This is a genomic window from Actinosynnema sp. NPDC020468 (assembly GCF_040642015.1).
Taxonomy (GTDB): Bacteria; Actinomycetota; Actinomycetes; order Mycobacteriales; family Pseudonocardiaceae; genus Actinosynnema.
This window is the reverse complement of record NZ_JBFAEO010000068.1, coordinates 1-26,277: the sequence shown is the minus strand read 5'-3', so window position 1 is coordinate 26,277 and position 26,277 is coordinate 1. Positions and strand designations below refer to the sequence as shown.

The following is a 26,277-nucleotide window of genomic DNA, read 5'->3' as shown; positions in this document are numbered from 1 at the left end:
CTAGTGAGGGCTCGGTTCCGACAACAAGGTCATTCATCCGTGTGCCGGGAAAAGTCGGTCTTCCAGGTGATGATGTTCGACTCACGGCTGAGGTGACCGCCGATTGGTCCGCACGAGTGCGGTTTCGTACCTCCTTTCAGGGGATGTGGTTAATACAGTGGTGTCAGTCGGGTGCTGACGTAGGGTTGCGGTGGGTCGGGGCGTCGAACCGCTGCTGGGGGCTTCATGGAGATCGACGTGCTCGGGGAGGTGCGGGCCGTCGTCGACGGCGTGCCGGTGGACCTCGGGCACCGGCGCCAGGTGTGCGTGCTGGCGGCGCTGGTGGTGGAACCCGGTCGGGTCGTGTCGGTGGAACGGCTGGTCTACCGGGTGTGGGGCGAGGAGCCGCCGCCGAGCGCGCGGCGGTCGTTGGCCAGTTACGTGACGCGGTTGCGGCAGGTCGTGCCGGTGGACCGGCGGGCGGGCGGGTACGCGGCCGAGGTGGACCCGCTGGTGGTGGACCTGCACCGGTTCCGGGACCTGGTCGTGCGGGCCCGGGTGGCGCGGGACGAGGACGCGGCCGGGTTGTACGAGCGCGCGCTCGGGTTGTGGCGCGGCGAGCCGTTCACCGGGTTGGACGCGCCGTGGTTGGACAAGGTGCGGCACGACCTGGCGGAGGCGCGGTTCGCGGCCGGGTTGGACCTGGTGGACGTGCTGCTGCGGTTGGGCAGGCACGGCGGGTTGTTGCCGGAACTGACCGCGCGGGCGCAGCGGCGGCCGATGGACGAGCGGGTGGCGGCGCAGTTGCTGCGGGCGCTGCACGCGGACGGGCGGACGGCGGCGGCGCTGGACTTCTACGCGCGGACCCGCGAGGTGCTCGCCGACCGGCTGGGCGCGGAGCCGGGACCCGCGTTGCAGGCGTTGCACCGGCAGCTGCTGGCGAGGTCCGTGCCGCGGCAGCTCCCGGTGGGGCCGCGGGACTTCGTCGGCCGGGAGGCGGAACTGGCCGCGCTGGAGGAGGTGCGGGACTCGGGCGTGGCGGTGGTGAGCGGGATCGGCGGGGTCGGCAAGACCGCGCTGGCGCTGTTCTGGGCGCACCGCGCCGCGTCCCGCTTCCCGGACGGGGTGCTGCACGCGGACCTGCGCGGGTTCGAGCCGAGCGGGCGGCCGACGCGGCCCGAGGTGGTGGTGCGCGGGTTCCTCCAGGCGCTGGACGTGCCGGCCGAGCGGGTGCCGGAGGACCTCGACTCGGTGGTGGCGCTGTACCGGACGGTGACCGCGGACCGGCGGTTGCTGGTGGTGCTGGACAACGCGGTCGACAGCGCCCAGGTGGTGCCGCTGCTGCCCGGTGGTCCGCGCTGCTCGGTGCTGGTGACCAGTCGCAACCGGCTCGGCGCGCTGGCGGCCACGCACGCGGTGCGGGACGTGGTGCTCGACGTGCTGGAGCCGGACGAGGCGCGGCGGATGTTCGTGGCACGGGTGGGTGGCGAGCGCGCGGCGGCCGAACCCGGGGCGGCGGCGACGTTGTTGGGCGGGTGCGCGGGTTTGCCGCTGGCGATCGGGATCGTGGCGGCACGGGCGGCGGCGCAGCCGCGGGCGAGGTTGGCGGCGTTGGCGCAGGAGTCGGGGCTGGACGCGCTGGACGCCGGTGAGCCGCAGGCCGCGTTGCGCACCGTCTTCTCCTGGTCGTACCAGGCGTTGGACGCCGACGCGTCCGTCCTCTTCGGACTGCTGGGCCTGGCACCGGGTCCCGACGTGTCGCTGGCCGCGGCGGCGAGCCTGGCGGGCGCGTCGGTGGGGCGGACCCGGTCGGCGCTGCGGGCGCTGGAGGTGGCGAACCTCGTGCAGCAGCACCGACCCGAGCGGTTCCGGATGCACGACCTGGTGCGGTTGTACGCGGCGGAGCTGGCCGCCGGGCGGCTGGACGCGGTGGAACGCCTGGAGAACTGGTACCTGCACTCGGCGAACGCGGCGGCGGAGCGGTTGTACTCCTACAAGACCCGGCTCCCGGTGGGGTCGACCGACCTGCCGGTGCCGGTGATCGCGGACGAGTTGGCCGCGATGGCGTGGTTCGACCAGGAGCGGGCGAACCTGCTGGCCGTGGTGACGCAGGGGCGGAGTCGGGTCACGGCGCGGCTGGCGGACGTGCTGCGCGGGTACTTCTGGCACCGGATGGACGCGACGGGGTGGCGCGCGACCGCGGAGAGCGGCCTGGCGGCGGCCCGCGCGTGGGGCGACGGGCACGGCGAGGCGGCGGCCCTGCTGAGCCTGGGCGACCTGCGGTTCAAGCTCGCCGACCACGACGGCGCGCTGGAGACCTACACCGAGGGCCTAGCGGTGGCGGAACGGGTGGAGTGGCCGCACGCGGTGGCGGCCATGCGATCCAACCTCGCGGGCGTGCACTGGCAGCGCGGCCGACCGGAGCAGGCGGCCGAGCACCTCCGCTCGTCCCTGGAGGCCTACACCCGGTTGGGCCACGTCGGCGGTCGGTCGACCGCGCTCGCGAACCTCGGCGTGGTGCTGCGCCAGTTGGGCCGGCTGGGCGAGGCGCGCGCGCTGAACGAGGAGGCGCTGGCGCTGGACCGGGAGCACCGCGAGCAGGCCAGCGAGGCGCTGACGCTGGGCGAGATCGGCCAAACCTGCCGGGAGTCCGGCGAGCACGCCGAAGCCGCGGCGTACCTGGAGCGGGCCCGGGTGATGATGGAGACGACGGGACCGCGCACCGGGTTGTCCGACGTGCTGCGCAACCTGGCGGCGGTCCGCCTGGCCCTGGGCGATCCCGAGGAGGCGCACCGGTTGGCGGAACAGGCGCTGACCGAGGCCCTGGACACCGGCGACCTCCAGCACCAGGCGCACGCGCACAACGTGGCCGCGACGATCCTGTGGCACCAGGGCGATCCGACCGCCGCCCGGCAGCGTCACGAGACCGCGCTGGCCCTGGCCCGCACCTCGTCGTGCCGCTACCCGGAGGCGGAGGCGCTGCTGGGCCTGACGACCGTCACCGGCGAGCGCTCGTACGCCGAACGCGCCCTGACCATGGCCCGCGAGTCCGGCTACCGCCTGGTCGAGGACCGCGCACTCGCCGCACTGGCCACAGTGGACGGTCACCCGGCGAACAGCAGCGCCAACCCGCCCGAGGTGTAGCAGACCATCAGCACCAGCAGCGGGACCTGCCCGGTGAGGTGCCGCTGCCGGGGGAGCAGCGCCAACGCCCGGTCGTGCGCCGCGACGACGGCGACGAGGTGCCCGGCCAACACCGCGCCGATCTGCACCGTCGACACCACCAGGGGCGCGGCGAGCACGTCGCTGGGCGTGAAGTCGTCGACGCCGAACAACAACGCGACCGCCCGCTGCCCCTCGACCACGAGCAACGAGTAGTAGTGCGCCACCACGTACCCGGCCACGATCGGCACCAACGAGTGCGCCAACTCGGCCCCGAACCGCCGACACGCCAACAGGTACACCCCGGCCACCAGCACACAGGTGACCACCAGCCCGACCCAGTCCGGCACCGGTGCCACCCGAGCCCAGGTGGGCGTGGCCGCGATGCTGTCGAAGGCGGTGGACCCGAGCAACACCGCGACCACCGCCACCAACCCGGGCCGCACCGGAACCCCGACCAACCCCCGGAACGGATTGCCGCGCACCGGGGAAAGCCGCCCCACCAGACTCGAGAACACCTCGAACCCGTCCGCGTTCTCGAACCACGCCCGCCCGTACCAGCCCCCGCCGACCAGGTTCACCACCGCGTACCCGACGAGGAACCACGGCAACGCGTGGGGCTCGACCAACTCCACCCAGGTGAACACGAGCAACCCGCCCGCGGCCGGCCAATACCCGAGCCACCCCGGATACTCCCGCTCCCGCCCCACCACCGTGACGAGCCGCAACGGGTTGAGCACCCGCCACACCGGCCCGAACACCATCGACAGCACCGGAACACCCACCCACACCAACACGAACACCAGATGCGGCCAGGCAGCGGCCGGCACGAACACCAACCCGACCGCCACCACCGCCCGCCCGACCCACCTCCCCCGCTCCCGCACATCACCCGACTCGCGCACCATCCCGGTGAACCTGGACTCAGTCCACAACAGACCCAAGGCGAGGAACGAGGCGAGCAGGGCGACCGCCGCACCTTGGAGCACGAGGTCCAACGGCAGCGGGAGATCGTGCCGCGTACCGACCCCGTGGGCGAGGCGGACGACCGTCACCTCACCACCAGCTGGGCCAACAGGGTGTCGGGATGCGCCTCGACGTCGAACGTGCCGGTGCGATCGGCGGTGAACTCCACCACCGCGGGCTTCCCGTCCTCGGCCCTGGCGAGCTTGTCGAACCCGTGCACATGGACGTCCACCGCCTTCTTGCTGGTGACACTGATCTTGACCCCGCGCCCCTTCACCACCTCGAACCGCTGGGGCGAGGCCTCGTCCACCGACAACCGCAACTCCAACGGCCCGGACCCACCCGCGTCATCCGCCACCGGCGGCGCGGAACACCCCGCCACCACCAGGAGCACGAGGGGCACCAGAAGACGGATCACAGCGCGAATTCCCTTCTCATCTTGGCGACACCACCGGCGGCGAGCCCGAGCCCGCCACCCAACGTCAACGCGACCAACACCCGGTCGAGATCACCGGGCCCGGCGAACGGCAACCGGGAGAACCGGAAGCTGTCGAAGTCCGGCACCCCCGCCACCACGAACATCGCCCCGACCGTCGCGGCGACGAACGCGGTGGCCGCCTTCCCTCGCACCGCCGCCACCACGGCGACAACGGCGAGCGGCCAGCACACCAGCCCCACCCCCGCCGCCCCGATCATCAGCGGCACGAACGACTCCCCGGTGACGACGAGCGTGGACGCCACCGCGTGCCACACACTCGCCACCGTCACCACCACCACTCCCCCGGCGAGCAACCACCCGGCCTTCTTGAGGAAGTACCCGCCCACCGCGAACAGCGCCGTGATCACCAACCACCACAACGGGTTGGGCCCGGGAACGACCTCCACCCGTCCCCGCACCACGGACCCACCCACCGGCACTTCCCACACGGCCCGCGAAGTCCGCTGATCCACTCCACGCCAGGTCTCACCCGGCCGAACAGCAGTCCCCGCCACCTCCACCACCGTCGCCCCACCGTTGCGCACCATCAACTGCGTCCCGTGGTTGACCATCTCCACCACCACGCCGGGCAACGGGGGCTCCACCGACACCACCCGACTGAGATCGTCCCGAGGCTGCAACCCACCCGCGTGCGCGGAGGCAGGCGGCGCCCCGCAGACCAACAACACCAACACCACCACCAACACCCTCATCGCCGAGAGGGCAGAACCAACACCGCGAGCAGAACCGCGTGGAGCGCGGCCAGCACAGGCGCACCGGTCCACATCTCGGTCACCGAGGGCAGCCGCCCGTACACGACACTCGCCACCACGAAGTAGATGACCCAGGTGCTGAACGCGGACACCCCGGCGAACACCCGCAACCGAGCCGGGCTGTCCCCACCGGGCTTGAGCCACCACAACAACACATCAGCCACCACCCCGGCGAACACGAACCCGAGCGCAGTACTGAGATTGGCGTACCCCGCGATCGCGGTGGACAACACCATGCACACCACGTTGATCACCGTCGCGGTACCCACCGGCACCCGAAACCGCCGCACGACAACCAACAACGGCGCCAACAACACGGTGTTGGTGACCGCGACAGACGCGCACAACACCAGAACCTGCTCGTTCTCCTGCCCCTTGGTGAACGAGAACGCCTCCACGATCCCGTCGGCGCTGAACACGGTCGCATCCCCGAACCCGGCGAACAGCAGGATCAACGAGGTGGTGAACGCCACCGACAACACCGCAGGAAGGAACTGCCGAAACGAGGGAGCAACCAACGCCCGATCAGCCCACGCAGTCCGCAACGGAGTGTTGAGGATCAGGATCATCGACGTGATGAGCCCCAAGTGCGTGGGACTGTAGAGAATGTCGATCCCCCGCTCGATCCCGAGGAACGTGTGCCACAGGTAATCCCCGAACCCACTGACCGCGAAGATCGGCAACGCCACCACAGCCGGCCCGTACCCGGCGGGAACGGCGTCAAGCCCCCGCAACCCCTGCCGGTAGTTCCGCCACACCAACCAGGAGATCCACGCCCCGGTGGCCGCGAACCCGGAGTAGAACACCGCGTGCCAGGGAGTGAAGAACGACTCCAACTGAGGCACATTGGCATGCGCCCAAGCATCCAGGAACAACCCGACGGAGAACCAAGTCCCCAACACCACCAACACGAGGTCGGTCCGAAACCCCGCCCTGACCCGCCCTTGCAGCACCATGGCCACAAGCCTGACGCCCCGACGAAACAAGAAACACCGTGCCACCACCCCGGTTGGGTGCGGCTACCCACACCACGCGCAACGGTCGCGCCCGACCAGACCAGGGGCCTCGTGTTCTCCCCGTATGGCCTGGGCGAAGCCCAACCGCATGTGTCAAGGGGGCACATTCAGCGCTACCGCCGGCCAAACTCACCAACGGCCCCCTTGACGCATGTGGTTGCCTCAGGCAGGCCATACGGGGAGAACACGACGCCCTAACCCCCGGAGGCGCTGCCCGTCCGGCGAGGACGCTTTTACGCTCTTACGCCCTAAACCCACCCCACCCACGACTACCGTGCACCACATGATCGTCGGTGCAATGATCGCCCTGGTCTCCCTCAGCTACCTCACAGCAGGCGCAGCGAGCCAAAAACTCCGCCCGGGCAACACCATCGGCATCCTCATGCTGATCGTGGGAACGAGCTGGACCCTGGACCACCTGCTCACCGACGTCCCCTTCCCCGTCCTCCTCCTGGCCAGGGTGTGGCCCGCGATCCTCGGCCACCTCCTCATCGCCTACCCCACCGGCAGACTGGAAACCCCGGGCCGCAGAACGGTGGTAGCCGCCGGCTACACCGAAATGCTCACCCTGGTCACCACGGGCTACTACGCCCCACCGGGCGAACACTGGGCCGAGGTGGCCCAGTCCCTGGAAGTCCCGATCACGTCCCTGGTCGGCTTCGGCATGCTCTCCGCCCTGTTCCACCGCTGGAGAACCAGCACAGTCGCCCAACGAAGAACCCTGACCGCCATGCTCGGCGCCTCAGCCGTCGCGATCATCTCCTTCGCCCTCTGGGAACCGGCGTCCAGAACCGGCCACGCCCCACCGGGCATAGCCTTCGCCCTCTCCCTCTCCAGCATCCCCTTCGCCTACCTGACCGGCCTCCTACGCCGAAGGTTCGACCGAGCCAACGTCGCCGACCTGGTGGTCCGCCTCAACAACGCAGAACCCCCGAACGTCCGGGACGCCCTGGCCGACACCCTCCACGACCCCACCCTGCAAATCGCCTACTGGGTCCCGACCCACTCCCACTACGTCCACGCGGACGGCACCCCTTTACACCCCAAGCAACCCCACCCCACGCAACCCCACCCCACACAAACCCACACCAGAGTCGACCGAGCCGGCACCCCGGTGGCGATCCTCCTCCACGACCCGGTCCTCGACTCCGAACTGGTCGAAGCGGCCTGCGCCGCGGTGGGCCTGGCCCTGGAGAACGAACGCCTCGCCGCCGACCTGAGGGCAAGACTCCGCCAGCTGGCCGAATCCCGGGCCAAAGTCCTGTCCGCGGCCGAAACCGAACGCCGCCGCCTGGAACGAGACCTCCACGACGGAGTCCAACAACGACTCCTGGCAGTCGCGATGACCCTGGCCCTGGCCGAAACCGTCCCCACCCACCGAAGCACCACCCTGCTCACCGAGGCGAAAACCTCGGTCCTGGCCACGATCGACGACCTCAGGGCCCTGTGCAACGGCCTGCACCCCCCGATCCTGACCGAACGCGGCCTCCCCGGCGCGGTCCGCGAACTGACCGCCCTCACCGACGTCGACCTGGCGCTCACCCTGGACACCCCACTCCCACCGGAGATCGAAACCACCGCGTACTACGTTGTCGCCGAAGCACTGGCGAACGCGACCAAGCACGCCGACGCCACGAGAACCAGCGTCACGATCACCGGCGGACCGGAGGAACTCACCATCCGGGTGGACGACAACGGCACGGGCGGCGCGGACCCGTCCGCCGGATCGGGACTGCGCGGCCTGGCGGATCGAGTGGAAGCAACCGGGGGCACCATGCGGGTACTCAGCGACGCCGAGGGAACCAGCGTGCGGGTGGTGCTCCCGTGCGGGTCGTGATCGCCGAGGACTCGACCCTGCTCCGCGAGGGCCTGACCCGACTCCTCGCGGAAGCGGGCTTCCAGATCACCGCGGCCGTCGACTCCGCCGAGTCGCTGCTGACCGCCGTCGGCGCGCACCGACCGGACGTGGCCATCGTGGACATCCGCATGCCACCGACGCACACCGACGAGGGCCTGCGCGCCGCCGTGGCCCTGCGCCGCGACCACCCCGGCGTGGGAATTCTCGTGCTCTCCCAATACGTCCGGGTCAGCTACGCGGCCGAACTGCTCGACCTGGGTGTGGACGGCGTGGGCTACCTGCTCAAGGACCGGGTGTCCGACCTGACCGAGTTCGTCGCCGCCATCCGCCGGGTGGGCGCGGGCGGTTCGGCGTTCGACCCGGCCGTGGTGGGCCACCTGCTCGGCAGACGCCGCGCGGAGAGCGACCGGTTGACCGAACGCGAGCGCGACGTGCTGATGCTGATGGCGGAAGGCCGCACGAACCAGGCCATCGCGCGGAGCCTGTACATCACCGAGCGGACCGTGGAGAAGCACTGCACCAACATCTTCGCCAAGCTCGACCTGGCGGCGAACCCCCAGGACCACCGGCGCGTGCTGGCCGTGCTGCGGTACCTGAACGGCTGACGCGTCCGGGTACCGCAGCAACGGGTCAGAGCACCTCGTACGCCCGCTTCACGGTCAGCACCACCGACCGGGTCGCGTCGGTCGCGGTGACCTTCACCGCGACGTACCCCGGCGACGCGGGATTCACCAGCGGCGCGTCGATGGTGGCGCCGCCGGCAAAGCTCGGCACCAGCTGCCAAGTCGCGCCGTCGTCGTAGGACACCTGCACCGTACCTCCGGTCAGGGCCGTGCCGGCCGGAAACTCGACGGTGAGGTCCATCGGCATGGACCGGGGCACCCCACCGGTGGCGTCCGCCGAGCCGGGCACGATCCGCGGCGTGAGCAGCGGGCCGGACGAGCCGAAGCCCCACGTCGCGTCCACCGCCGTGGACAGCGGCCAGTGCGGCCGGGTCACGTCGGCCCGCAGCTGGTAGTTCGCCGCGCCGACCGGCACCACGACCGCGGGCGTCGAGGTCGCCGCCGTGGCCAGGTCGGTCGATCCGATCTGAACCCCGTTGCGGGACAACGTGATCGTGCCCGTCGTGCCCGGATCCACGAGCACGTGGCCCGGCGCGTCGGTGAACGGCCGCACGGGCCCGCAGGACACCGAGACACCCACCGCGCACGTCGGCACGTCGGGGCTGAACACCGGGTGGTTCCACCGGTCCTGCGCGACCTGGCCGGCGGTCAGCGCAACGACCGGCCCCCGGATGTCGTAGCGGTGGTTGGCCGCGTCGAGGACGGTCGCGACGGCACCCCACTGCCCCGGCGAGAAGTAGGACTCCTCCACCAGGGCACCCGTCGCCGGCGGGTCCACCCGGAACTTCATCGTGTAGTAGCCGGTGGCGATCTGCGGCACGAGCCACACCTTCGTCCCCACCGGACGTCCGGCGCGCCCGAGCGAGTTGGTCACGTGCGCCATGGACGCCTTCGCGACGACCGCGCCGGTGTCGCCCGGCACCCCGGACCCGGTGCGGAAGTCGGCGAGCCGGTAGGTCGTGGTGCCGGACACGTAGGTGCCCCAGGCCAGGTAGTCCAGGCCACCCGGGTCGGGATCCGGTACCACCTGGGCGTTCTCGCCGTCCTGGACGGTCAGCGACGACCAGCCGGACGCCGGGTGGCCCACGCCGTACCCACCGATCCGGAAGTCGGTCGCCGACGTGTCCGTCCTCGGCAATGCCCGCCGCGCGGTGCGCTCGTCCACGGTCACCGAGACGTCGGTGGTGCGCACGTGGATCGCCTTGAACACGTGGGTGCGGCAGGTCGGGCAGGCCAGGTCGGAGTTGATCGTCCCGGTCAGCGCGTAGTCGCCGGGTTCGAGCGCGCGCCCCAGGACGCCCACCGAGGGCGACACCGGCTGGATCGCGTTGTCGTCCACCGCCTTGTCCAACCGGTGCAGCCGCAGGTCGGTCCGCTCGCGCGGCACCGGTGCGCCCGTCCGGTCGAGCAGGGTCACCGTCGCGGTGTGCAACTCCGGTCGCACGTCGACCGACAGCACCGTCCGCGCCACGACCGAACCGTCGGCCGTCCGCGCCGTCACGACACCCCGGTACCAGCCGACCGGCGCGACGTCGCCGTGCACGACCGCCTGCACCGACACCGTGGCACCGGCGTTGATCGTCAGCGACGGGTTGCCGATGGTCACCAAACCGGGCGCGGGCGTGCCGTCCACGGCCGCGAAGTCCGCCGTCGCGTCGAGCGTGACGGCGGAGGAGGAGTTGTTGCGCAACGGGATGGACCGGGTGGTGGACTGCCCGGCCGGGTGCGGGTGGGCGAGGGCGACGTCCCGGGTGTCGAACGCGCCCGGCACGACCGACTGGGTCACCGCCCGGCCGAGGTCGATCCGGCCCGCGCCCTGGCGGATCAACGGCGCGGTGTTCGGCGCCGCGGTCCCGATGAGCAGCGACTTGAGCACCTTCGCGTTGTAGGACGGGAACTTCTGCTTCAGCAACGCCGCCGCGCCCGCCGTGATGGCCGCGGCCGACGAGGTGCCGCCGCTGTTGCTGTAGTTCGCGTCCAGCGGCGCGCCCGCCGCGCCCGTCACCACCACGTCGTAGCCGGGCGCGAGCACGTCCGGCTTCACGGTCGGCGACCCGAGCACGCCGCGCCCCGGCGAGTACACCGCCATCCCGCCGGACCGGTCGGCCGCGCCCACCGTCAGTGCGCACGGCGTCACGGCGGGGCTCTCGACGAAGCTGTTCTCCCCGTAGTTGCCCGCCGCGATGGTGAACAGCGCGCGGTCGCAGTACGAGGCGATGGTGTCCAGGAGGGGACTGGGCGCGCTGGGCGAGTAGTCGCCGCCGAAGCTCATGTTGACGATGGAGGCGTGCGCGGTGTCCACGGCCCACGCCGTCGCGTCGACGGCCTGCGACTCGCTGCACTTCTGCTCGCCGGACACGGTCTGGCAGATCTTGCCCAGGGCGACCTTCGCGTCCGGCGCGACGCCCTTGTAGACACCACCGGACGCCGCGCCGCTGCCCGCGACCAGACCGACCATCGCGGTGCCGTGCAACGGACTCGTGCCCAGACCGGGCTCGCTGGAGAAGTTCGCGTCCTGGGTGACGACACCGGCGAGGTCCGGGTGGTTCACGTCCACCCCGGTGTCCAGCACGGCCACCGTCACGCCGGCGCCGGTCAGGCCCTGGCCCCACGCGACCGGCGCGTTGACGTCACCGGTGGCGGGCGTCGGCCAGGACGCGGGCACCGACTGGGCGGCGGCCGGCTTGAACGGCAGGTCCAGCCACAGCTTGCGGACGTCCCGCCTGGCCTTCCAGTTCGCCCGGGCGTCCTTTTTGGACACCGCGAGCACGTCGGCGTCGATCGGCGCGAGGTGGCGGCCCGCGCGGGCGGTGCCGAGCGACCCGGCCCGACCGCGCTCGGCGCGCTGGGCGATGACGGGGATGTCGGCGGAGCCGGTGTCGTCCAGCCCGGACTCCACCAGCAGGGAGACGTCGAACAGCCGGGGGTCGACGGAGCCCGCGGTGATCAGCGGCGCCACGTCCTCGGGCACCACGCTGACCCGACCGCGGTCGGTCGTGGTGGTGAAGCCGACGGTGCGACCCTCGGCGGGCGTGGCGACGGTGTCGTAGCCACCTCCCGGCCGCGGCGTCGCGACCACCACGTCACCCGTGACCAGGGTGATCCGGTGGGAGTCGGCGGGATCGGGTTGTGCGGCGGCGGCCTGCTCGGTGCTCGTCGCGAGCGCGAAGCCCGCGACCAGGGTGACGCTCAGGGCCGCGCGGAGGGTTCTCCGCGCGGCCGTCGTTCTCGCGCTGGGATGCACGTGCACATCGTCAACGCGGGTGCGGCGGGACGACAGACGTCGGACGCGGAACTCACCGGGTGCTCACCCGCCGTTCGCCTGACCGCCGGCGGCCGGTCCTGCCGGGCCGGTCCGAACGCGGACAGCTCGCCCACCCTGGCGAACCGGTACCCCGTCGCGCGCAGACCGCCCACGACCGGGTGGCCCGCCGACCCGCGCACGTGCCGTGGTGGTCGAGCGTGTGCGCGGCCGTGGCCTCGGCGGGTCCGCCGAACTCGTGAGCCCGCCGAGGTCGCGGGCCGGCGCGATCCTCCGCCCGCGACCGGTCAGGCGACGGCGTGCAGGTTCCCGTCCGCGCCCTCCAGGCACCGCGCGCTTCCGGTGCCGGCGGTGACGAACTCGGTGATGCAGCGGCCGAGCTGGGCGTGCGCGGTGGCGTTGGGGTGGAACGACTGCTGCGCCAGGTGGATGCCGAACGCGTCGAGGCCGCCGTTGACCCACGCGTACGGGTCGACCGTGATCCGCCGCTGCCACTCGCCGGTCGAGCTCGACCCCTTGCTGCACGCCTCGCGGTTCTCGGTGGCCCGGCTGAAGTCGAGGAACTTCGCGCCGCTGCGGGACGCGACACCGCGCAGCGCCTCGGCGAACTGCGGCACGGCCTCGGTGCGGCCGTACTTGGCGTCGTCGATGCGCAACGGGCAGCCGTACGCGCCGTGCAGCACCTTGTCCATCTTCTCCGTCACCGGCGAGGCGTACGAGGTGAGGACCAGGTTGTACTGCGCCGGGGTGTAGCCCGCCTGGCTCATCGCGGACCGCACGTCGGACAGCGCCTTCTCGACCTTGGGCGCCATCGCGGCCAGCCGGGCGGGCCACTCGGTGCGCAGCGAGGACCGGCAGCTCGGGCCGAACGGGTTCGCCCACGCGCCGATGCAGTCCAGGATGGTGTCGGCGAACCGCGGGTCGTCGTTCGCGCCGACCTGCACGACCACCGTGGTGACGCGGTACCGGGTGGCGATCCCGATCAACCGCCGAGCCTGCGAACCCTCGGTGTAGTGCGTGGTGTCGGCCAACGACACGTTCGCCGCGTCCGCGCCCGAGCAGGCCAGGTTGACCGTGCGCGCGGCCAGCGCCGTCTTGTGGATCATCGACTGGGTGGAGCGGTGGCACCAGTTGCCGCCCTCGCCCTCGGTGCCCGCCTCGTAGGAGCCGGCGCCCTCGCCGGACATCGCGCTGTCACCCAGGGAAACCACGGCGGTGGGCCGGTCGTCCACCGCGCTCGCGACCGACGGTAGTGCTGCGGACGCCAGCAGAACCACACCGGCGACCAGGCCGAATCGGTGCCACGACAAGGGAAACCTCCACGGCAGGGGACGGTGGATCGCCTCACCGTAATCAGGTGATCACCCTCCGACAACACGCTGCGCTTCGGGGTTCCGCAGGCCTGCGCGCAGCGCGGGGCCCGGACACGACGCGGCGGTCAGGCGCAAAGCACGAGGCCGGACACGACACGGCAGTCAGACACAAACGCGGGGCCGGACACGACACGGCAGTCGGGCTCAAAGCACGGGGCCGGACACGACACGGCAGTCAGGCGCGAAGCACGTGGCCGCGCACGACACGCGAGGGGGCGGGGGGGTGGGCCGGCCCTTTCGGCGGTTGTCCTTCGGGGCGTCGGCTCGACACCCTGGTCGTCCTCGACCCCAGGGAGACGACATGCGGTGGTTGGTCGCGGTCCTGCTCGTGCTCGTCTCGGCCCAGCCCGCGCACGCCGCGGCGTTCGGGCTGAAGGTCGACTTCTCCGACGCCGCCACCGCGCCGGCCGCCGGCTACGTCCGCGACTTCGGCGAGGCCTACGGCGCGCGCGGCACGGCGACCTACGGGTGGGTCGCGCTCGGCACGACCACCCCGCTGAACCTGGTCGGCAACGGGCGGAACCGCGGTGGTGGCGGCGATGTGCGGTTAGCGACGTTCGTGCACGCGCAGCTGCCGTCGACCTCGCCCGGCGTCGCCACGCCCGGCTCGTGGGAGGTCGCGGTCCCGAACGGCGCCTACACCGTCACGGTCGCGGTCGGCGACGCCGGCACCGCGGTCGACAGCACGCACTACCTCAACGTCGAGGACCAGAACGCGATCGCCGGCTTCGTGCCGACCGCGGCGGTGAAGCACGCCGTCGCGACCCGGGTCGTCACGGTGTCCGACGGCCGGCTGACGCTGAGCCCGCGCGACGGGACCAACACCAAGGTCGACTACGTGGACATCGCGGCCGTCACCGACACCGCGCGGCCGTCGGTGCGGACCGTCACGCCCGCGAACCTGGCCACCGCCGACCCGACCACGAGCGTCGTGGCCGACCTGCGGTTGCCCGGCGGCGCGGTGGACCCGGCGTCCCTGGCCGGCTCGGTGCGGCTCACCCGGCTCGACACCGGCGCGGCGGTGCCCGCGAACGTGATCACCAGCGGTGGCGGCGACGTCGTCAACCTCTCCCCCACCGCGCCGCTCGCACCCTCGACGCGCTACCGGTTCGACGTGACCGACGGCGTGCGAGACGTCGCGGGCCAACGGTTCCAGCCGTTCTCCAGCGTGTTCACCACCGGGCCGGGCGGCGGTGGTGGCCCGGTCGCGTTCCGCAAGACGGTCGGCGTGGCCACCGGCGCGCCGTTCACCAGCATCGCGTTCGGACCCGACGACAGGCTGTACGCGGCGACGTTCAGCGGCTCGATCCACCGGTTCCCGGTCAACCCGGACGGCACCCTCGGCACCGCCACCGTGATCGACACCGTGCGGACGCACGCCACGAGCGCCGGACTGCCGGGCGCGCCGGACCGGACCGTGATCGGGTTGGCGTTCGACCCGTCGTCGACCACGCCGGTGCTGTGGGTGACGGACAACTTCGGCGGCACCGCGAACGCGCCGGACTGGTCGGGCAAGATCGCCCGGCTGAGCGGGCCGGACCTGTCGGTGTACACCGAGGTGGTCACCGACCTGCCCCGCTCGATCAAGGACCACGAGACGAACTCGCTCGCGTTCGGCCCGGACGGGAACCTCTACCTGACCCAGGGTTCGATGAACGCGATGGGCGCGGCCGACGGCACCTGGGGCAACCGGTCCGAGCACCTGCTCAGCGCCGCGGTGCTCAAGCTGACGCCCGGCAGGCTGCCCGCGACGCTGCCGGTGAACGTGCGCACCGAGGCGCCCGGCGGCTACGACCCGTACGCGGCGAACGCGCCGCTGACGATCCACGCGACCGGCGTGCGCAACGCTTTCGACCTGGTGTGGCACCGCAACGGGCACCTGTACGCGCCGACGAACGGGTCGGCGGCGGGCGGCAACACCCCGGCGTCCGCGCCGACCTGCGCGCGCGGCCCTTACACCGGCCCGGCGGTGCCCGCGATCACCGCCAACCCGCAGGCCGAAACCGACTACGTGTTCGACGTGAAGCCGGGTCGGTACTACGGGCACCCGGCGCCGGTGCGCTGCGAGTTCGTGCTGGCGGGCGGCAACCCGACCGCGGGCGTCGACCCGTTCGAGGTCTCCGCCTACCCGGTCGGCACCGCGCCGGATCGCAACCTCGACCTGTCGGGGGTGTACGACGCCGGGTTGCACTCCTCGGCCGACGGCGCGATCGAGTACCGGGGCGGCGCGTTCGGCGGTCGGCTGGACGGCCGGCTGCTGACCGTGCGCTACTCGTCGGGTCAGGACGTGCAGAGCTTCGACGTGGCCCCGAACGGCACGTTGTCGGGACGCACCACCGGGATCACCGGCCTGACCGGCTTCAACCAGCCGCTGGACCTCGCGCAGAGCCCGACCACCGGCTACCTGTACGTGACCGAGCTCGGCGCGAACCGGATCACCCTCGCCCGACCGGCCTGACCGGGTGTGGCCACTGTGGACAGTCCACAGTGGCCACACCGGGCGTCACTTGGGCTCGTACGCCAGGTTCGGCCGTAGCCAGCGCTCGACCTCGGCCACCTCGACACCCCGCCGCTTGGCGTAGTCCCGCACCTGGTCGAGCCCGATCCGGCCGACGGTGAAGTAGCGCGACTCCTCGTGCGCGAACAGCAGGCCGCTCACGCTGGCCGCCGGCGTCATGGCGAACGAGTCGGTCAGCGCCATGCCCAGCTCACCGGCGTCCAGCAGCGCGAACAGCTCGTCCTTCTCGCTGTGGTCCGGCGACGCCGGGTAGCCCAGCGCCGGCCGGATGCCGCGGAAGCGCTCCGCGTGCAGGTCGGCCAGGTCCGGGTCGGAGTCGGGTTCGTACCAGTCGCGCCGGGCGTGCAGGTGGGCGTACTCGGCGAACGCCTCGGCCAGCCGGTCGGCCAGCGCCTTCACCATGATCGCCTTGTAGTCGTCGTTCTCCTTCTCGTACCCGGCGGCCAGGTCCTCGGCTCCGAGGATCGTCACCGCGAACCCGCCGACGTGGTCGCCGGACGGCGCGACGTAGTCCGCGAGGCACCGGTTCGGCTGACCCGCGGGCTTCTTGGTCTGCTGGCGCAGCATCGGGAAGCGCGGGCCGTCCTCCAGCACCACGTCGTCGCCCTCGCTGTGCGCGGGCCAGAACCCGTACGCGCCGCGGGCTTCCAGCGACCGGTCGGCGACGATCTCGTCGAGCATCTCGTTCGCCTCGTCGTACAGCTCGCGCGCCTCGGGCTTGTCCAGGATCGCCGGGAACTTGCCCTTCAACTCCCACGCCAGGAAGAAGAACTGCCAGTCGATGAACTCGCGCAACGTGGCCAGGTCCGGCCGCAGCTGCTTCAGGCCGGTGAACACCGGTGTCGGCACCGCGTCGAACGAGACGACCTCGGCGTTGGCCCGCGCCTTCTCCAGCGACAGCAGTGGGGTGCGCTGACGGGTCTCGTGCTCCTCGCGCAGCCGCTTCTGGTCGACCCGGGTCGCCTCGGCCAGCACCAGGGAGCGCTTGTCGTCCAACAGGTCCGACACCACGCCGACCACCCGGGACGCGTCCAGCACGTGCACCGTCGTGGACTCGTACGCGGGCGCGATGCGCACCGCCGTGTGCTGCTTGGACGTCGTCGCGCCGCCGATCAGCAGCGGCAGCTTCAACCCGCGCCGCTGCATCTCCGCCGCCACCGACACCATCTCGTCCAGCGACGGGGTGATCAGCCCGGACAGGCCGACCGCGTCCGCGCCCTCGGACACCGCGGTGTCCAGGATGACCGAGGCGGGCACCATCACGCCGAGGTCGATCACCTCGTAGTTGTTGCAGCCCAGCACGACCCCGACGATGTTCTTGCCGATGTCGTGCACGTCGCCCTTGACCGTGGCGATCACGACCTTGCCGTTGCCCCGGCCCTTCGAGGCCTCGGCGTCCATGTACGGCTCCAGGAAGGCGACCGCGCGCTTCATCACCCGCGCGGACTTCACCACCTGCGGCAGGAACATCTTGCCCGCGCCGAACAGGTCGCCGACGACCTTCATGCCGTCCATCAGCGGACCCTCGATGACGTCGAGCGGGCGCTCGGCCCGACCCAGCGCCTCCTCGGTGTCCGCCTCGATGTAGTCCACGATGCCGTGCACCAGCGCGTGCTCCAGCCGCTTCTCGACCGGGTTCTCCCGCCACGCGGTGTCGACCACGCGCTTGGTGCCCTTGCCGTTGACCTTGTCCGCCAACGCCACCAGCCGGTCGGTCGCGTCCTCGCGGCGGTCGAACAGCACGTCCTCGACGTGCTCGAGCAGCTCGGCCGGGATGTTCTCGTACACCGCGAGCTGACCCGCGTTGACGATGCCCATGTCCAGGCCCGCGCGCACCGCGTGGAACAGGAACGCCGAGTGCATCGCCTCGCGCACCACGTCGTTGCCGCGGAAGGAGAACGACAGGTTCGAGATGCCGCCGGAGATCCGGACGCCGGGACAGCGCTCCTTGATCCGCGGGATGGCGTCGATGAACGCCTTGGCGTACCCGTTGTGCTCGCTGATGCCGGTGGCGACGGCCAGCACGTTGGGGTCGAACACGATGTCGTGCGCCGGGAAGCCGATCTCCCGCGTGAGCAGGTCGTAGGCCCGACCGCAGATGTCGACCTTGCGGTCGGCGGTGTCCGCCTGGCCCTTCTCGTCGAACGCCATGACCACCACGCCGGCGCCGTACGAGCGGATCTTGCGAGCCTGGTCGAGGAACTGCTCCTCGCCCTCCTTGAGGCTGATCGAGTTCACGACCCCCTTGCCCTGCACGCACTTCAGCCCGGCCTCGAGCACGCTCCACCGGGAGCTGTCGATCATCACCGGGATCCGCGCGACCTCGGGCTCGGTCGCGATGAGGTTCAGGAACGTGGTCATCGCCCGCACGCTGTCGAGCAGGTCGGCGTCCATGTTCACGTCGAGCAGGTTCGCGCCGCCGCGCACCTGGTCCAGCGCCACGTCGACGGCGGCCTGGTGGTCGTCGCCCTCGATCAGCCGGCGGAACTTCGCCGAGCCGGTCACGTTGGTGCGCTCGCCGATCATCACGAAGCCGGTGTCCGGACCGATCTCGAACGGCTCCAGGCCGGAGAAGCGGGTCCGCTCGGGCACGTCGGGCAGTGCGCGGCGGGGCGCGTCGGCGACCGCCTTCGCGATCTCCCGGATGTGGTCGGGACCGGTGCCGCAGCAGCCGCCGACGACGTTGACCACCCGGTCCGCGGTGAACCCGGCCAGCAGCGCGGCCGTCTCGTCGGGCGTCTGGTCGTAGCCGCCGAACGCGTTGGGCAGGCCCGCGTTCGGGTGGCACGCGGTGTAGGTGCCGGACAGCTTGGCCAACTCGGTGATGTGCGGCCGGATCTCGTCCGCGCCGAGCGAGCAGTTCACGCCGACGATGAGCGGGTCCGCGTGCGCGATCGACTCGTAGAAGGCGGCGACGGTCTGGCCGGACAGCGTGCGGCCGGACAGGTCCACGATCGTCACCGAGATCCACAGCGGCAGGTCCGGCGCGACCTCGCGGGCCGCCGAGATGGCCGCCTTGCAGTTCAGGGTGTCGAAGATGGTCTCGATCAGCAGCAGGTCGACGCCGCCGTCGGCGAGGCCCCGGATCTGCTCCTCGTAGGTCGCCTTGACCTCGTCGTAGGTCTTGGATCGGTACGCCGGGTCGTCCACCTTGGGCGAGAGCGACAGCGCGACGTTCAGCGGGCCGACCGAGCCCGCCACGAACCTGCCGCCGGCCTCGTCGGCGGCCTGCCTGGCCAGCCGGGCGCCCTGGTAGTTCATGTCGTAGACCAGGTCCTGGAGGCCGTAGTCGGCCTGCGCGATGCCGGTCGCGGTGAACGTGTTGGTGCTGGTGATGTCCGCGCCCGCGGCCAGGTACTGGCGGTGCGCGTCCAGGATGACGTCGGGGCGGGTGATGTTGAGCAGGTCCGGGTCGCCCGTGACGTCGTGCGGGTGGTCGGCCGGGATCCGGTCGCCGCGGTAGTCCTCGGGCTTCAGGCCCGCGGACTGGAGCATCGTCCCCCAGGCGCCGTCCAGCACGACCACGCGGCGGTCGAGCAGGTCGGTCAGCTCTTGGGTTCGACTCATGCGGATGCCTCCCATCTGCGGGAGGCGCCCTTCGTCGTGGTGACCACCGGTCGAGCGTGGCGGGCGGGATGCCCGTTGCAGCGCCTCTCGATCGATGCCTCAGCCTACCTCGATTGCGCACCCGGTGTGAAATGGTCCCACGGATCGGGAGGCCCCTGGTCGGCACGCGATTTCGGCCGAATTGCCGACGACCCGCCGATTACCGCGCCGGCCGCCGGCGAATTGCCGGTGCCCGACCGCGGCCGGCGGGTCGACTCCGCGACGGCCGCACCCGACCCGACCTCCGGTGTCCGACCTGCTGGGACCACCCCGAGGTAGCCCGACCCGACCCGGCGGGGCATTCCGATTCGACCACCGGTGGAATAGCACCCAATCGACGCGCGCGACGGTCGGCGAATTGCGGCGCGAATACCGGACCGCGGTCGGCCGGGTATTCGGGGCCCGCGCCGTGACGGAAATCGTGGCCGGTTTCGGACCCACCCCCGCGCGTCCGGCACGGCGCGGCGTGGCGCGCGTGCCGACGCCGGTGGGGGGCCGGTCGGACCGACCCCCACCGGTGGCTACAGCGCGGACAGGTCGACGGCGTCGGCCATCGCCTGGTAGCCCGCGTCGTTCGGGTGCAGCCGGTCGCCGCAGTCGTAGGCCGGGCGCAGGGCGTCCGGGTCCGCCGGGTCGGCCGTGACCCGGTCGAAGTCGACGACCGCGTCGTACTCGCCGGAGGTGCGGATCCAGGTGTTCAGCGCGTCCCGGACCGCCTCGCCCTCCTCGGTGAAGTACATCGCGCCCTTGAACGGCAGCACGGTCGCGCCGACGATCCGGACGCCCTTCGCGCGCGCCGCCGCGATCAGCTTCCGGTGACCCGCGATCAGGTCGGCGGCGGTGACCGGGCGGCCCGCCGGGAAGCACTCGTTCGCCCACGCGGACGCGCCGATGTCGTTGACGCCCTCCAGCACCACGACGGTGCGCACGTCCGGCTGCGCCAGCACGTCCCGGGCGAACCGGTCGACGCCCGGCTCACCGAAGCACGGCGAGCCGCTCAGCAGCCGGTTGCCGCCGATGCCCGCGTTGACCACGCCGAACCGGCCGCGACCGCGTTCGGCCAACTGGTCCGGGTACCGGTTGTCACCGTCCACAGTGGAGTAAGCGCCCTCGGTGATGGAATCGCCGAACGCCACCACCGTGTTCCGGCGCGGCGGCAGGTCCAGCACCTCGACGCCGCTGAGGTAGTACCAGCTCTGGGACGTGTCGGTGAACGCGGTGGCCGACGGGTCCGCGCGGTGGTCGCCCGACGCCCGGTAGCTCGTCGCGTTCGCGAAGCCGTGCCCGGTGGCGGGACCGGACTTCCCGGCGAAGTACAGCGTCACGGCCACCTTGCCCAGCGGCTCGACCGGCAGCACGACCGGGTCGCTCGCGAGGTCGCGGCCCGCCGGCACCACCGCCTCGGTCCGGCCGCCGAAGGTCAGCTGCCGCACCGACGCCACCGCCGCGCCGCCGGTGGAACGGGCGACGGTCGCGCCGGTGATCCGCAACGGCGCGGTGCCCGCAAGATTGGAGAACCGGACCCGCGCCACCGCGCCGCCCCGGCTGACCCGCACGACCTGCCGCACGGTCTGGTTCTCGAACCCGCCGACCGCCCAGGACGGCCCGAGCAGGTCGGTCGGCGCCTGCGGCGAGGCACCCCACGTCGCGCTCCACACCCGGCCGGGTTGCGCGGTCGCGGGCGCCGCCGCGCCCACCAGGCCCAGCAGCGCCAGGAACAGGACGAGTTTTCCCATGCTCTCCCCCAACTCGAAGTCTCCTCAGGAGAACACCACCACGTAGGTGGCCACCACCGCCAGCAGATAGGCGGGGTACCCGATCCGGGCCGCCCGGCCGAGTCGGCGCTCCACCGCGTCCCGGTGCTGGGCGGCGAACCGCTTGCGCAGCATGGCGACCAGCACGCACGCCGTGGCGAGCAGGATGAACGAGTAGTAGCCCCATTCCAGCGCGACCGTGTAGCTGACGCTGGGCAGTTGCGAGGTCACGTTGTTCAGCAGCACGGCCGTGCTCAGGATCGCCGTGACGCCCATCGACACCGGCGCCGCGCCGTCGCCCGCCTTGAAGAACAGCGACAGGTAGGTGACGGTGATCAGCAGGATCAGCGGCAGCAGGTTCTTGAGCAGGAACGGCAGCGTGTCCCGGGCGATCTCGACCTCGGTGGCGTACTGGCTGTAGTAGATGCCGCCGGCCGACGCGCCCGCCGAGGTGTCGCCGAGCGCGTCGCTGCTGCCGACCGCGCGCTGGAAGAACCGGGCGGACACCGCGAGCCAGTTGGGGATCCCGTCGATCGTGGCGTCCGCGTCCGCGCCGCTGCGCAGGTGGTGCTCCGGCGGCTGGTCCAGGATCTCCCGGTCGGTCACGTAGACCACCTGGTCGGCGGTCCTGGTCCGGTTCTGCAACAGCACCTTCAGCAGCTGGTGGTCGAACGGGAAGCTGCGGAACTCGAAGCCGTTCTTGAACCGGTCGGCCACCCGGTAGAGCCGGTAGGTGCCGTCCGGCCCGGTGACGTCGCGCAGCGGTTCGCCCAGCCGCAGGTCGGGCTTGACCGCGTTGACGAACTGCACGTCGGACGCCGCCGGGTCGCCGGAGTACTTGAGCCACAGGAAGAAGTCCACGAAGTAGGTGCCGTCGCGGGTGTCCAGGTCGCGGACCTCGTTGAGGTTCACGCCCGTGGTGACGACCTGCTTGCGCGCCAGGTGCCGCTCGCCGACCGACACCACCTCGCCGGTCTGCTCGCCCTGGCGCAGCGCCTCCGGCGTCGGCGGGTCGTAGAGGGTCAGCTGGTCCGGCGCGGACACCAGCCGGCGGCCGTCGCTGTGCACGAACGACACCGGCGTCTGCGCCGAGCCCGTCGGCGAGAAGTACAGCGGGCCGAGCAGCGCGGGGAACGAGTTGCGGCGGTCCTTCAGGCCCGCCCACACCTCGCGCACCCGGCGCCGGTCGGCCGCGCGGTCGGTGAAGCCGAGCCCGCCGGTGGCGACCGCGTGCAGACCGACGTTGACCGCCTGGCGCGCGGTCGCGGCGGGCCAGCTCGGCTGGTCGCCGTAGCGGGCGCGGAACTCCTCGGCCCAGGCGATCGCCGGACCGGACAGCGAGTCCGCGGCCAGCGGGGTGGCCAGGTGCACGCCCTGCGTCAGGCCCTCCCGCTTCAGCACGTCGTGGAACCGCTCGGTGGCCAGGTTCGCGGTGGTCACCACGGGCGCGTCGGACACCCGGCGCAGCGCCGCGATCAGCTCGGCCGCCTCGGGTTCGCCGGTGGCCAGCACGGTCGGCCCGGCGAGACCCTCCTGGCGCGCCCGCGCGACGGTCAGCGCGGTGGCGTCGCCGAAGTGCGCGAACGCGGCGCGGAACGCGGCCTGCGCGGACCGGCCGGACTCGTCCTCGGAGTACACGACGGTCACGGCGCGCACGTCGAGCACCCGGGCCAGGTAGGCGGCCTGGAACTCGGCCTGGGTCTGGTCGCCGAACGTGCTGCGGAAGTACCAGTCGCTCTCGTCGGTGACCCGGGAGGCGCTGGCGGTCGGGGTGATCGCGGGCAGGCCGGCGGCCCGGTAGACCGGCGACGCGGCGAGCGCCGTCTCGCTGGCACCGTGGCCCACCACGAACAGCGCGTCGCTCGCGACGACCCGTTCGGCGATCTCCTTGGCCCGGACCGGGTCGTCCGCGTCGTCGTAGACGGCCAGGTCGACGTGCCGGGACCCGGTCTCGTTCACCTTGTCCAGCTGGAGCCGCACGGCGCGTTCGACGTCCCGGGCCGCGACCGGGTCCCGGCCGGTCGCGCCGACGACCAAGGCCACCGTGACCGGCTCCTCGTCGGTGCCGGCCAGCGCGGCCCACGCGCCGCCGACCGCGAGCAGCAGCACGGCCAGGGTCAGCGCGATCGCCTTGCGCGGCAGCCGGCGACCGGGCGGTGGCGCGGGGCGCGGCGGGTCGACCAGGTCGGCCACGGCGTCCGGCACCCGCGCGGGCACGTCCCGCAGCTCCCGGCGGGCCCGGTCGGTGTCCGGGTCGGCCCGCAGGTCGTACGCCTGGTCGAGGCAGTAGCGCCGTTCACCGCCCTCGGTCAGCTCGGCGAGCCAGCGCCACGCGGGCTCGTAGTCGCGCTTCCTGGCCAACGCCTCGGCGAGCAGCTTGCGGGCTTGGGCCGGGTCCTCGGTGTGCCACCGCACGGCCTCGTTGGTCAGCGTGACCGCGCTGTCGGCTTTTTCCGCCACGCCGCCCGACGGTATTCGGCGACGCCGGACCCGATCGAGAATCCCTCGCGGCGGTGATGGCCACCCGATCAGCGGACCTTGGGACGACCACCACGTTCAGCGGCATCGATGCTGGTCACAGTGTAGTACTCGCCGCACTTTCCCCCGAAAGGGCAATTATTTCACCCCAAAGAGAAAAGCCGCCGGCCATTCTTCCGCACCACCCGTCACTCACTCGAAAGGGTGGTAATCGACGGTTCCCCGGTCACGACTTCCAGTCGGTACAACCGGCGAACGAGGAGGTGGGCCACGTGGGACTCAGACGGGTTGCGGGCGCCGCTGTGGTGTTGCTGCTGGCCGGCGGCATCCAGGCGCACGCGGTGGACGGGAACCTCCCGGGCGGCACGGGCATCGGCGTGGTGGTGTCCGGACCGGCGCGGGACACCGTGGTGCCGCGGGGACCGGTGCGGGTCACCGGCACCGCGTCGGTGGGTAAGGGCGTGGCGGTCCGGGACACCGCGCTGACGTACGTGGTCGACGCCTCCGGCAGCACCGGCGGCGGGTGCACCGGCGGTCCGACGATCCTGGACTGCGAGATCGCCGCGGCCCGGTCGCTCAACGCCACCGCCGCGGCGCCGGACAGCGTCGTCGGCTCGGTCGGCGCGGTGGTGTTCGGGTCGACGGCGGTGGTCGCGGACGTGCGGCCGGGCGGCGGCGAGCAGTCGCTGACCACGCCGACCGCCGACGAGGACGGCGACGGGGTCCGCGACGTCGAGGCGGCCGTGGCGTCGATCGGCATCGGGTCGATCGGCCGGTTCACCGCGAAGTCGTTCCCCAGCGGCACGGACTACGTGCCCGCGGTGACCGCGGCGACCTCGGTCACCGCGGCCCAGACGCAGGCGCGCCGGATCGTGCTGTTCCTGTCCGACGGGTTCTCCAACACCGACGTGCGGCAGGCGGTCGGCGCGGTGCCCGCCAACGTCGACTACTTCACCTTCGCGGTCGGCACCGGCGCGCGGTGCGTCGGCGGCGACTACACCACCTCGCTCAAGGCCGTCGCGGACCTGACCGGCGGCACGTGCACCGAGGTGCCCGACCCCTCGACGCTGCCGAGCGTGGTGCCCGGCATCATCGCCGCGCAGCTCACCGGGTTGACCCTGAGCGTGGACGGCGGCGCGCCCGTCGGGGTGTCCTCGGTGACGCCCGTGCTGCCGCGCACCGGACCGGCGGCGGTCGACTACGCGGTCGACACTCCCCCGCTGGAACCCGGGACGCACGAGTTGTGCGTGACCGCGCGCGGCACCGACGGCGGTGGCCCGGGCGCGGTCTCCGACTGCACGCGCGTGGTGGTGAACGACCCGCCGTCGGTGGCCGCGGGCGGGCCGTACGCGGGGCGGGAGGGCGCGGCGGTCGCGCTGGCCGGCGTCGTCACCGACCCGGACGGGCCGCCGTCGGCGACCCGGTGGACCGCGACGCCCGGAGCCGGCGTCGACGCGGGCGCGACCTGCTCGTTCGCCGATCCCACCGCCGCGGCCACGACCGTGACGTGCGACGACGACGGCACGTGGACGGTGGCGCTGGCCGCGAACGACTCGCTGCACCCGGACGTGGTCGCCTCGACGTCGTTGACCCTGACGAACGTGGCGCCGGCCGTGACGGTGTCCGCGCCCGCGAACGGCGTCCTGGTCAAGCGCGGCGCGGCGGTCGCGGTGACCGCCCCGTTCACCGACGTGGCGCGGCACGACACCCACACGTGCACGGTGGACTTCGCGGACGGCTCGCCGGTGGTGGCCGGCGCCGTGGCGCAGCAGCCGGGCGCGGGCACCTGCACGGCGTCGCACGCCTACACCGGCGTCGGGGCGCACAACGTGCTGGTGACGGTCACCGACGACGACGGTGGCTCGGCGACCGCGGTGGTGTCGGTGGTGTCCTACGTCGACGCCGAGGCGTGGGCGCTGAGCGCGACCGGGCTGCTGGGCGTGGCGAAGACACCGCTGGCCACCTGCCCGCCGAGCAGCGACCGGACGGTGGCGACGGCGGGCGTGCCCGCGGTGGGGTCGGCGCGGGCGCTGCACGCCGACTGCGCGCTGTCCGTGACAACCGGGCGCACCACCGCGAACGCCGGGATCACCGGCGCCACGCTGCTGGCCGGGGCGGTGTCCCTGGCGGGCGTCTCGGTGAGCTGCACGGCCACTGAGGACGGTGTGTCCGGCACGTCGTCGGTCGGGACGTTCAACGGGCAGACCATCGGCGACACGCCGCGCACCATCGGCGTGCCGGGTGTGGCGACCGTCCACCTGAACCAGACCGTGCTGACTCCGGGCGGCGTGTTCGCCCGGTACGCCGTCCGCGTGGTGACCCTGCTGGGTCAGGAGATCGTCCTGGGCGGCTGCCGACTCGGCTGACCCGGACGCGCGGACGCCCTCAACCAGGTCGGCTGGTACGAGGCCCGCACCGGCGCGCACGATGC

Annotated in this window: 14 protein-coding genes; 5 read left to right on the top strand and 9 right to left on the bottom strand. The window is 72.2% G+C overall.

All coding sequences use genetic code 11. From position 1 onward, the window contains the following. The first annotated feature begins 225 nt into the window (after positions 1-225). Entirely contained in the window at positions 226-3,123 is a 2,898-nt protein-coding gene (locus AB0G50_RS32910) for a BTAD domain-containing putative transcriptional regulator (RefSeq protein WP_360116867.1), read from the top strand. On the opposite strand, the gene AB0G50_RS32905 is transcribed toward AB0G50_RS32910, so the two are convergent. From AB0G50_RS32905 to AB0G50_RS32890, 4 genes are read right to left on the bottom strand one after another with little or no spacing between them, the layout of a single operon-like run. Further along, on the bottom strand, positions 3,084-4,196 hold the full coding sequence (locus AB0G50_RS32905) for a hypothetical protein (protein WP_360116864.1): 1,113 nt from the start codon (positions 4,194-4,196) through the stop codon (positions 3,084-3,086). The genes AB0G50_RS32910 and AB0G50_RS32905 overlap by 40 nt on opposite strands. After that, entirely contained in the window at positions 4,193-4,525 is a 333-nt protein-coding gene (locus AB0G50_RS32900; protein ID WP_360116861.1) for a hypothetical protein, read from the bottom strand. Before AB0G50_RS32900 ends, AB0G50_RS32905 begins: the two co-directional genes overlap by 4 nt. Then, positions 4,522-5,298, bottom strand: coding sequence for a hypothetical protein (locus AB0G50_RS32895; RefSeq protein ID WP_360116858.1), 777 nt, complete (start codon positions 5,296-5,298; stop codon positions 4,522-4,524). The genes AB0G50_RS32900 and AB0G50_RS32895 overlap by 4 nt, the downstream gene beginning before the upstream one ends. After that, positions 5,295-6,314 (bottom strand): hypothetical protein, encoded by a 1,020-nt coding sequence (locus tag AB0G50_RS32890; RefSeq protein ID WP_360116855.1) that lies wholly within the window; start codon positions 6,312-6,314, stop codon positions 5,295-5,297. The genes AB0G50_RS32895 and AB0G50_RS32890 overlap by 4 nt, the downstream gene beginning before the upstream one ends. Before the next feature lie 343 nt (positions 6,315-6,657). Between AB0G50_RS32890 and AB0G50_RS32885 the strand changes: the two genes are divergently transcribed. After that, positions 6,658-8,211, top strand: coding sequence for a sensor histidine kinase (locus AB0G50_RS32885; RefSeq protein ID WP_360116852.1), 1,554 nt, complete (start codon positions 6,658-6,660; stop codon positions 8,209-8,211). Beyond that, positions 8,199-8,837, top strand: coding sequence for a response regulator transcription factor (locus AB0G50_RS32880; protein ID WP_360116849.1), 639 nt, complete (start codon positions 8,199-8,201; stop codon positions 8,835-8,837). Before AB0G50_RS32885 ends, AB0G50_RS32880 begins: the two co-directional genes overlap by 13 nt. Positions 8,838-8,862: 25 nt before the next feature. Here AB0G50_RS32880 and AB0G50_RS32875 read toward each other — a convergent pair whose 3' ends face one another. Next, on the bottom strand, positions 8,863-12,099 hold the full coding sequence (locus AB0G50_RS32875) for a S8 family serine peptidase (RefSeq protein WP_360116846.1): 3,237 nt from the start codon (positions 12,097-12,099) through the stop codon (positions 8,863-8,865). Positions 12,100-12,404: 305 nt separating this feature from the next. Next, entirely contained in the window at positions 12,405-13,427 is a 1,023-nt protein-coding gene (locus AB0G50_RS32870; RefSeq protein WP_360116843.1) for a GDSL-type esterase/lipase family protein, read from the bottom strand. 364 nt (positions 13,428-13,791) lie between these two features. Here AB0G50_RS32870 and AB0G50_RS32865 point away from each other — a divergent pair, with 364 nt between their 5' ends. Next, complete coding sequence (locus AB0G50_RS32865) at positions 13,792-15,948, top strand: Ig-like domain-containing protein (RefSeq protein WP_360116840.1); 2,157 nt, start codon at positions 13,792-13,794, stop codon at positions 15,946-15,948. A gap of 45 nt (positions 15,949-15,993) precedes the next feature. Here the strand turns inward: AB0G50_RS32865 and metH are convergent, their stop codons facing one another. The 3 genes from metH to AB0G50_RS32850 form a co-directional block, all read right to left on the bottom strand. Further along, the gene (gene metH, locus AB0G50_RS32860; RefSeq protein ID WP_360116837.1) at positions 15,994-19,575 is read right to left on the bottom strand and encodes a methionine synthase; all 3,582 of its coding nucleotides are present in this window, start codon (positions 19,573-19,575) and stop codon (positions 15,994-15,996) included. Positions 19,576-20,135: 560 nt separating this feature from the next. Beyond that, the gene (locus tag AB0G50_RS32855; RefSeq protein ID WP_360116834.1) at positions 20,136-21,350 is read right to left on the bottom strand and encodes an SGNH/GDSL hydrolase family protein; all 1,215 of its coding nucleotides are present in this window, start codon (positions 21,348-21,350) and stop codon (positions 20,136-20,138) included. A 24-nt stretch (positions 21,351-21,374) separates the two neighbouring features. Beyond that, positions 21,375-23,828: an ABC transporter substrate-binding protein gene (locus tag AB0G50_RS32850; protein ID WP_360116831.1), complete on the bottom strand. Its 2,454-nt coding sequence runs from the start codon at positions 23,826-23,828 to the stop codon at positions 21,375-21,377. A 290-nt stretch (positions 23,829-24,118) separates the two neighbouring features. Between AB0G50_RS32850 and AB0G50_RS32845 the strand changes: the two genes are divergently transcribed. Next, positions 24,119-26,212 (top strand): choice-of-anchor P family protein, encoded by a 2,094-nt coding sequence (locus AB0G50_RS32845; RefSeq protein ID WP_360116828.1) that lies wholly within the window; start codon positions 24,119-24,121, stop codon positions 26,210-26,212. Positions 26,213-26,277 lie beyond the last annotated feature (65 nt).

Bases quoted from the DNA above. Each gene is read 5' to 3' on its own strand.
- metH (WP_360116837.1), bottom strand. From the start codon at position 19,575: ATGAGTCGAACCCAAGAGCTGACCGACCTGCTCGACCGCCGCGTGGTC.
- AB0G50_RS32890 (WP_360116855.1), bottom strand. From the start codon at position 6,314: ATGGTGCTGCAAGGGCGGGTCAGGGCGGGGTTTCGGACCGACCTCGTG.
- AB0G50_RS32855 (WP_360116834.1), bottom strand. From the start codon at position 21,350: ATGGGAAAACTCGTCCTGTTCCTGGCGCTGCTGGGCCTGGTGGGCGCG.
- AB0G50_RS32885 (WP_360116852.1), top strand. From the start codon at position 6,658: ATGATCGTCGGTGCAATGATCGCCCTGGTCTCCCTCAGCTACCTCACA.
- AB0G50_RS32865 (WP_360116840.1), top strand. From the start codon at position 13,792: ATGCGGTGGTTGGTCGCGGTCCTGCTCGTGCTCGTCTCGGCCCAGCCC.
- AB0G50_RS32895 (WP_360116858.1), bottom strand. From the start codon at position 5,298: ATGAGGGTGTTGGTGGTGGTGTTGGTGTTGTTGGTCTGCGGGGCGCCG.
- AB0G50_RS32910 (WP_360116867.1), top strand. From the start codon at position 226: ATGGAGATCGACGTGCTCGGGGAGGTGCGGGCCGTCGTCGACGGCGTG.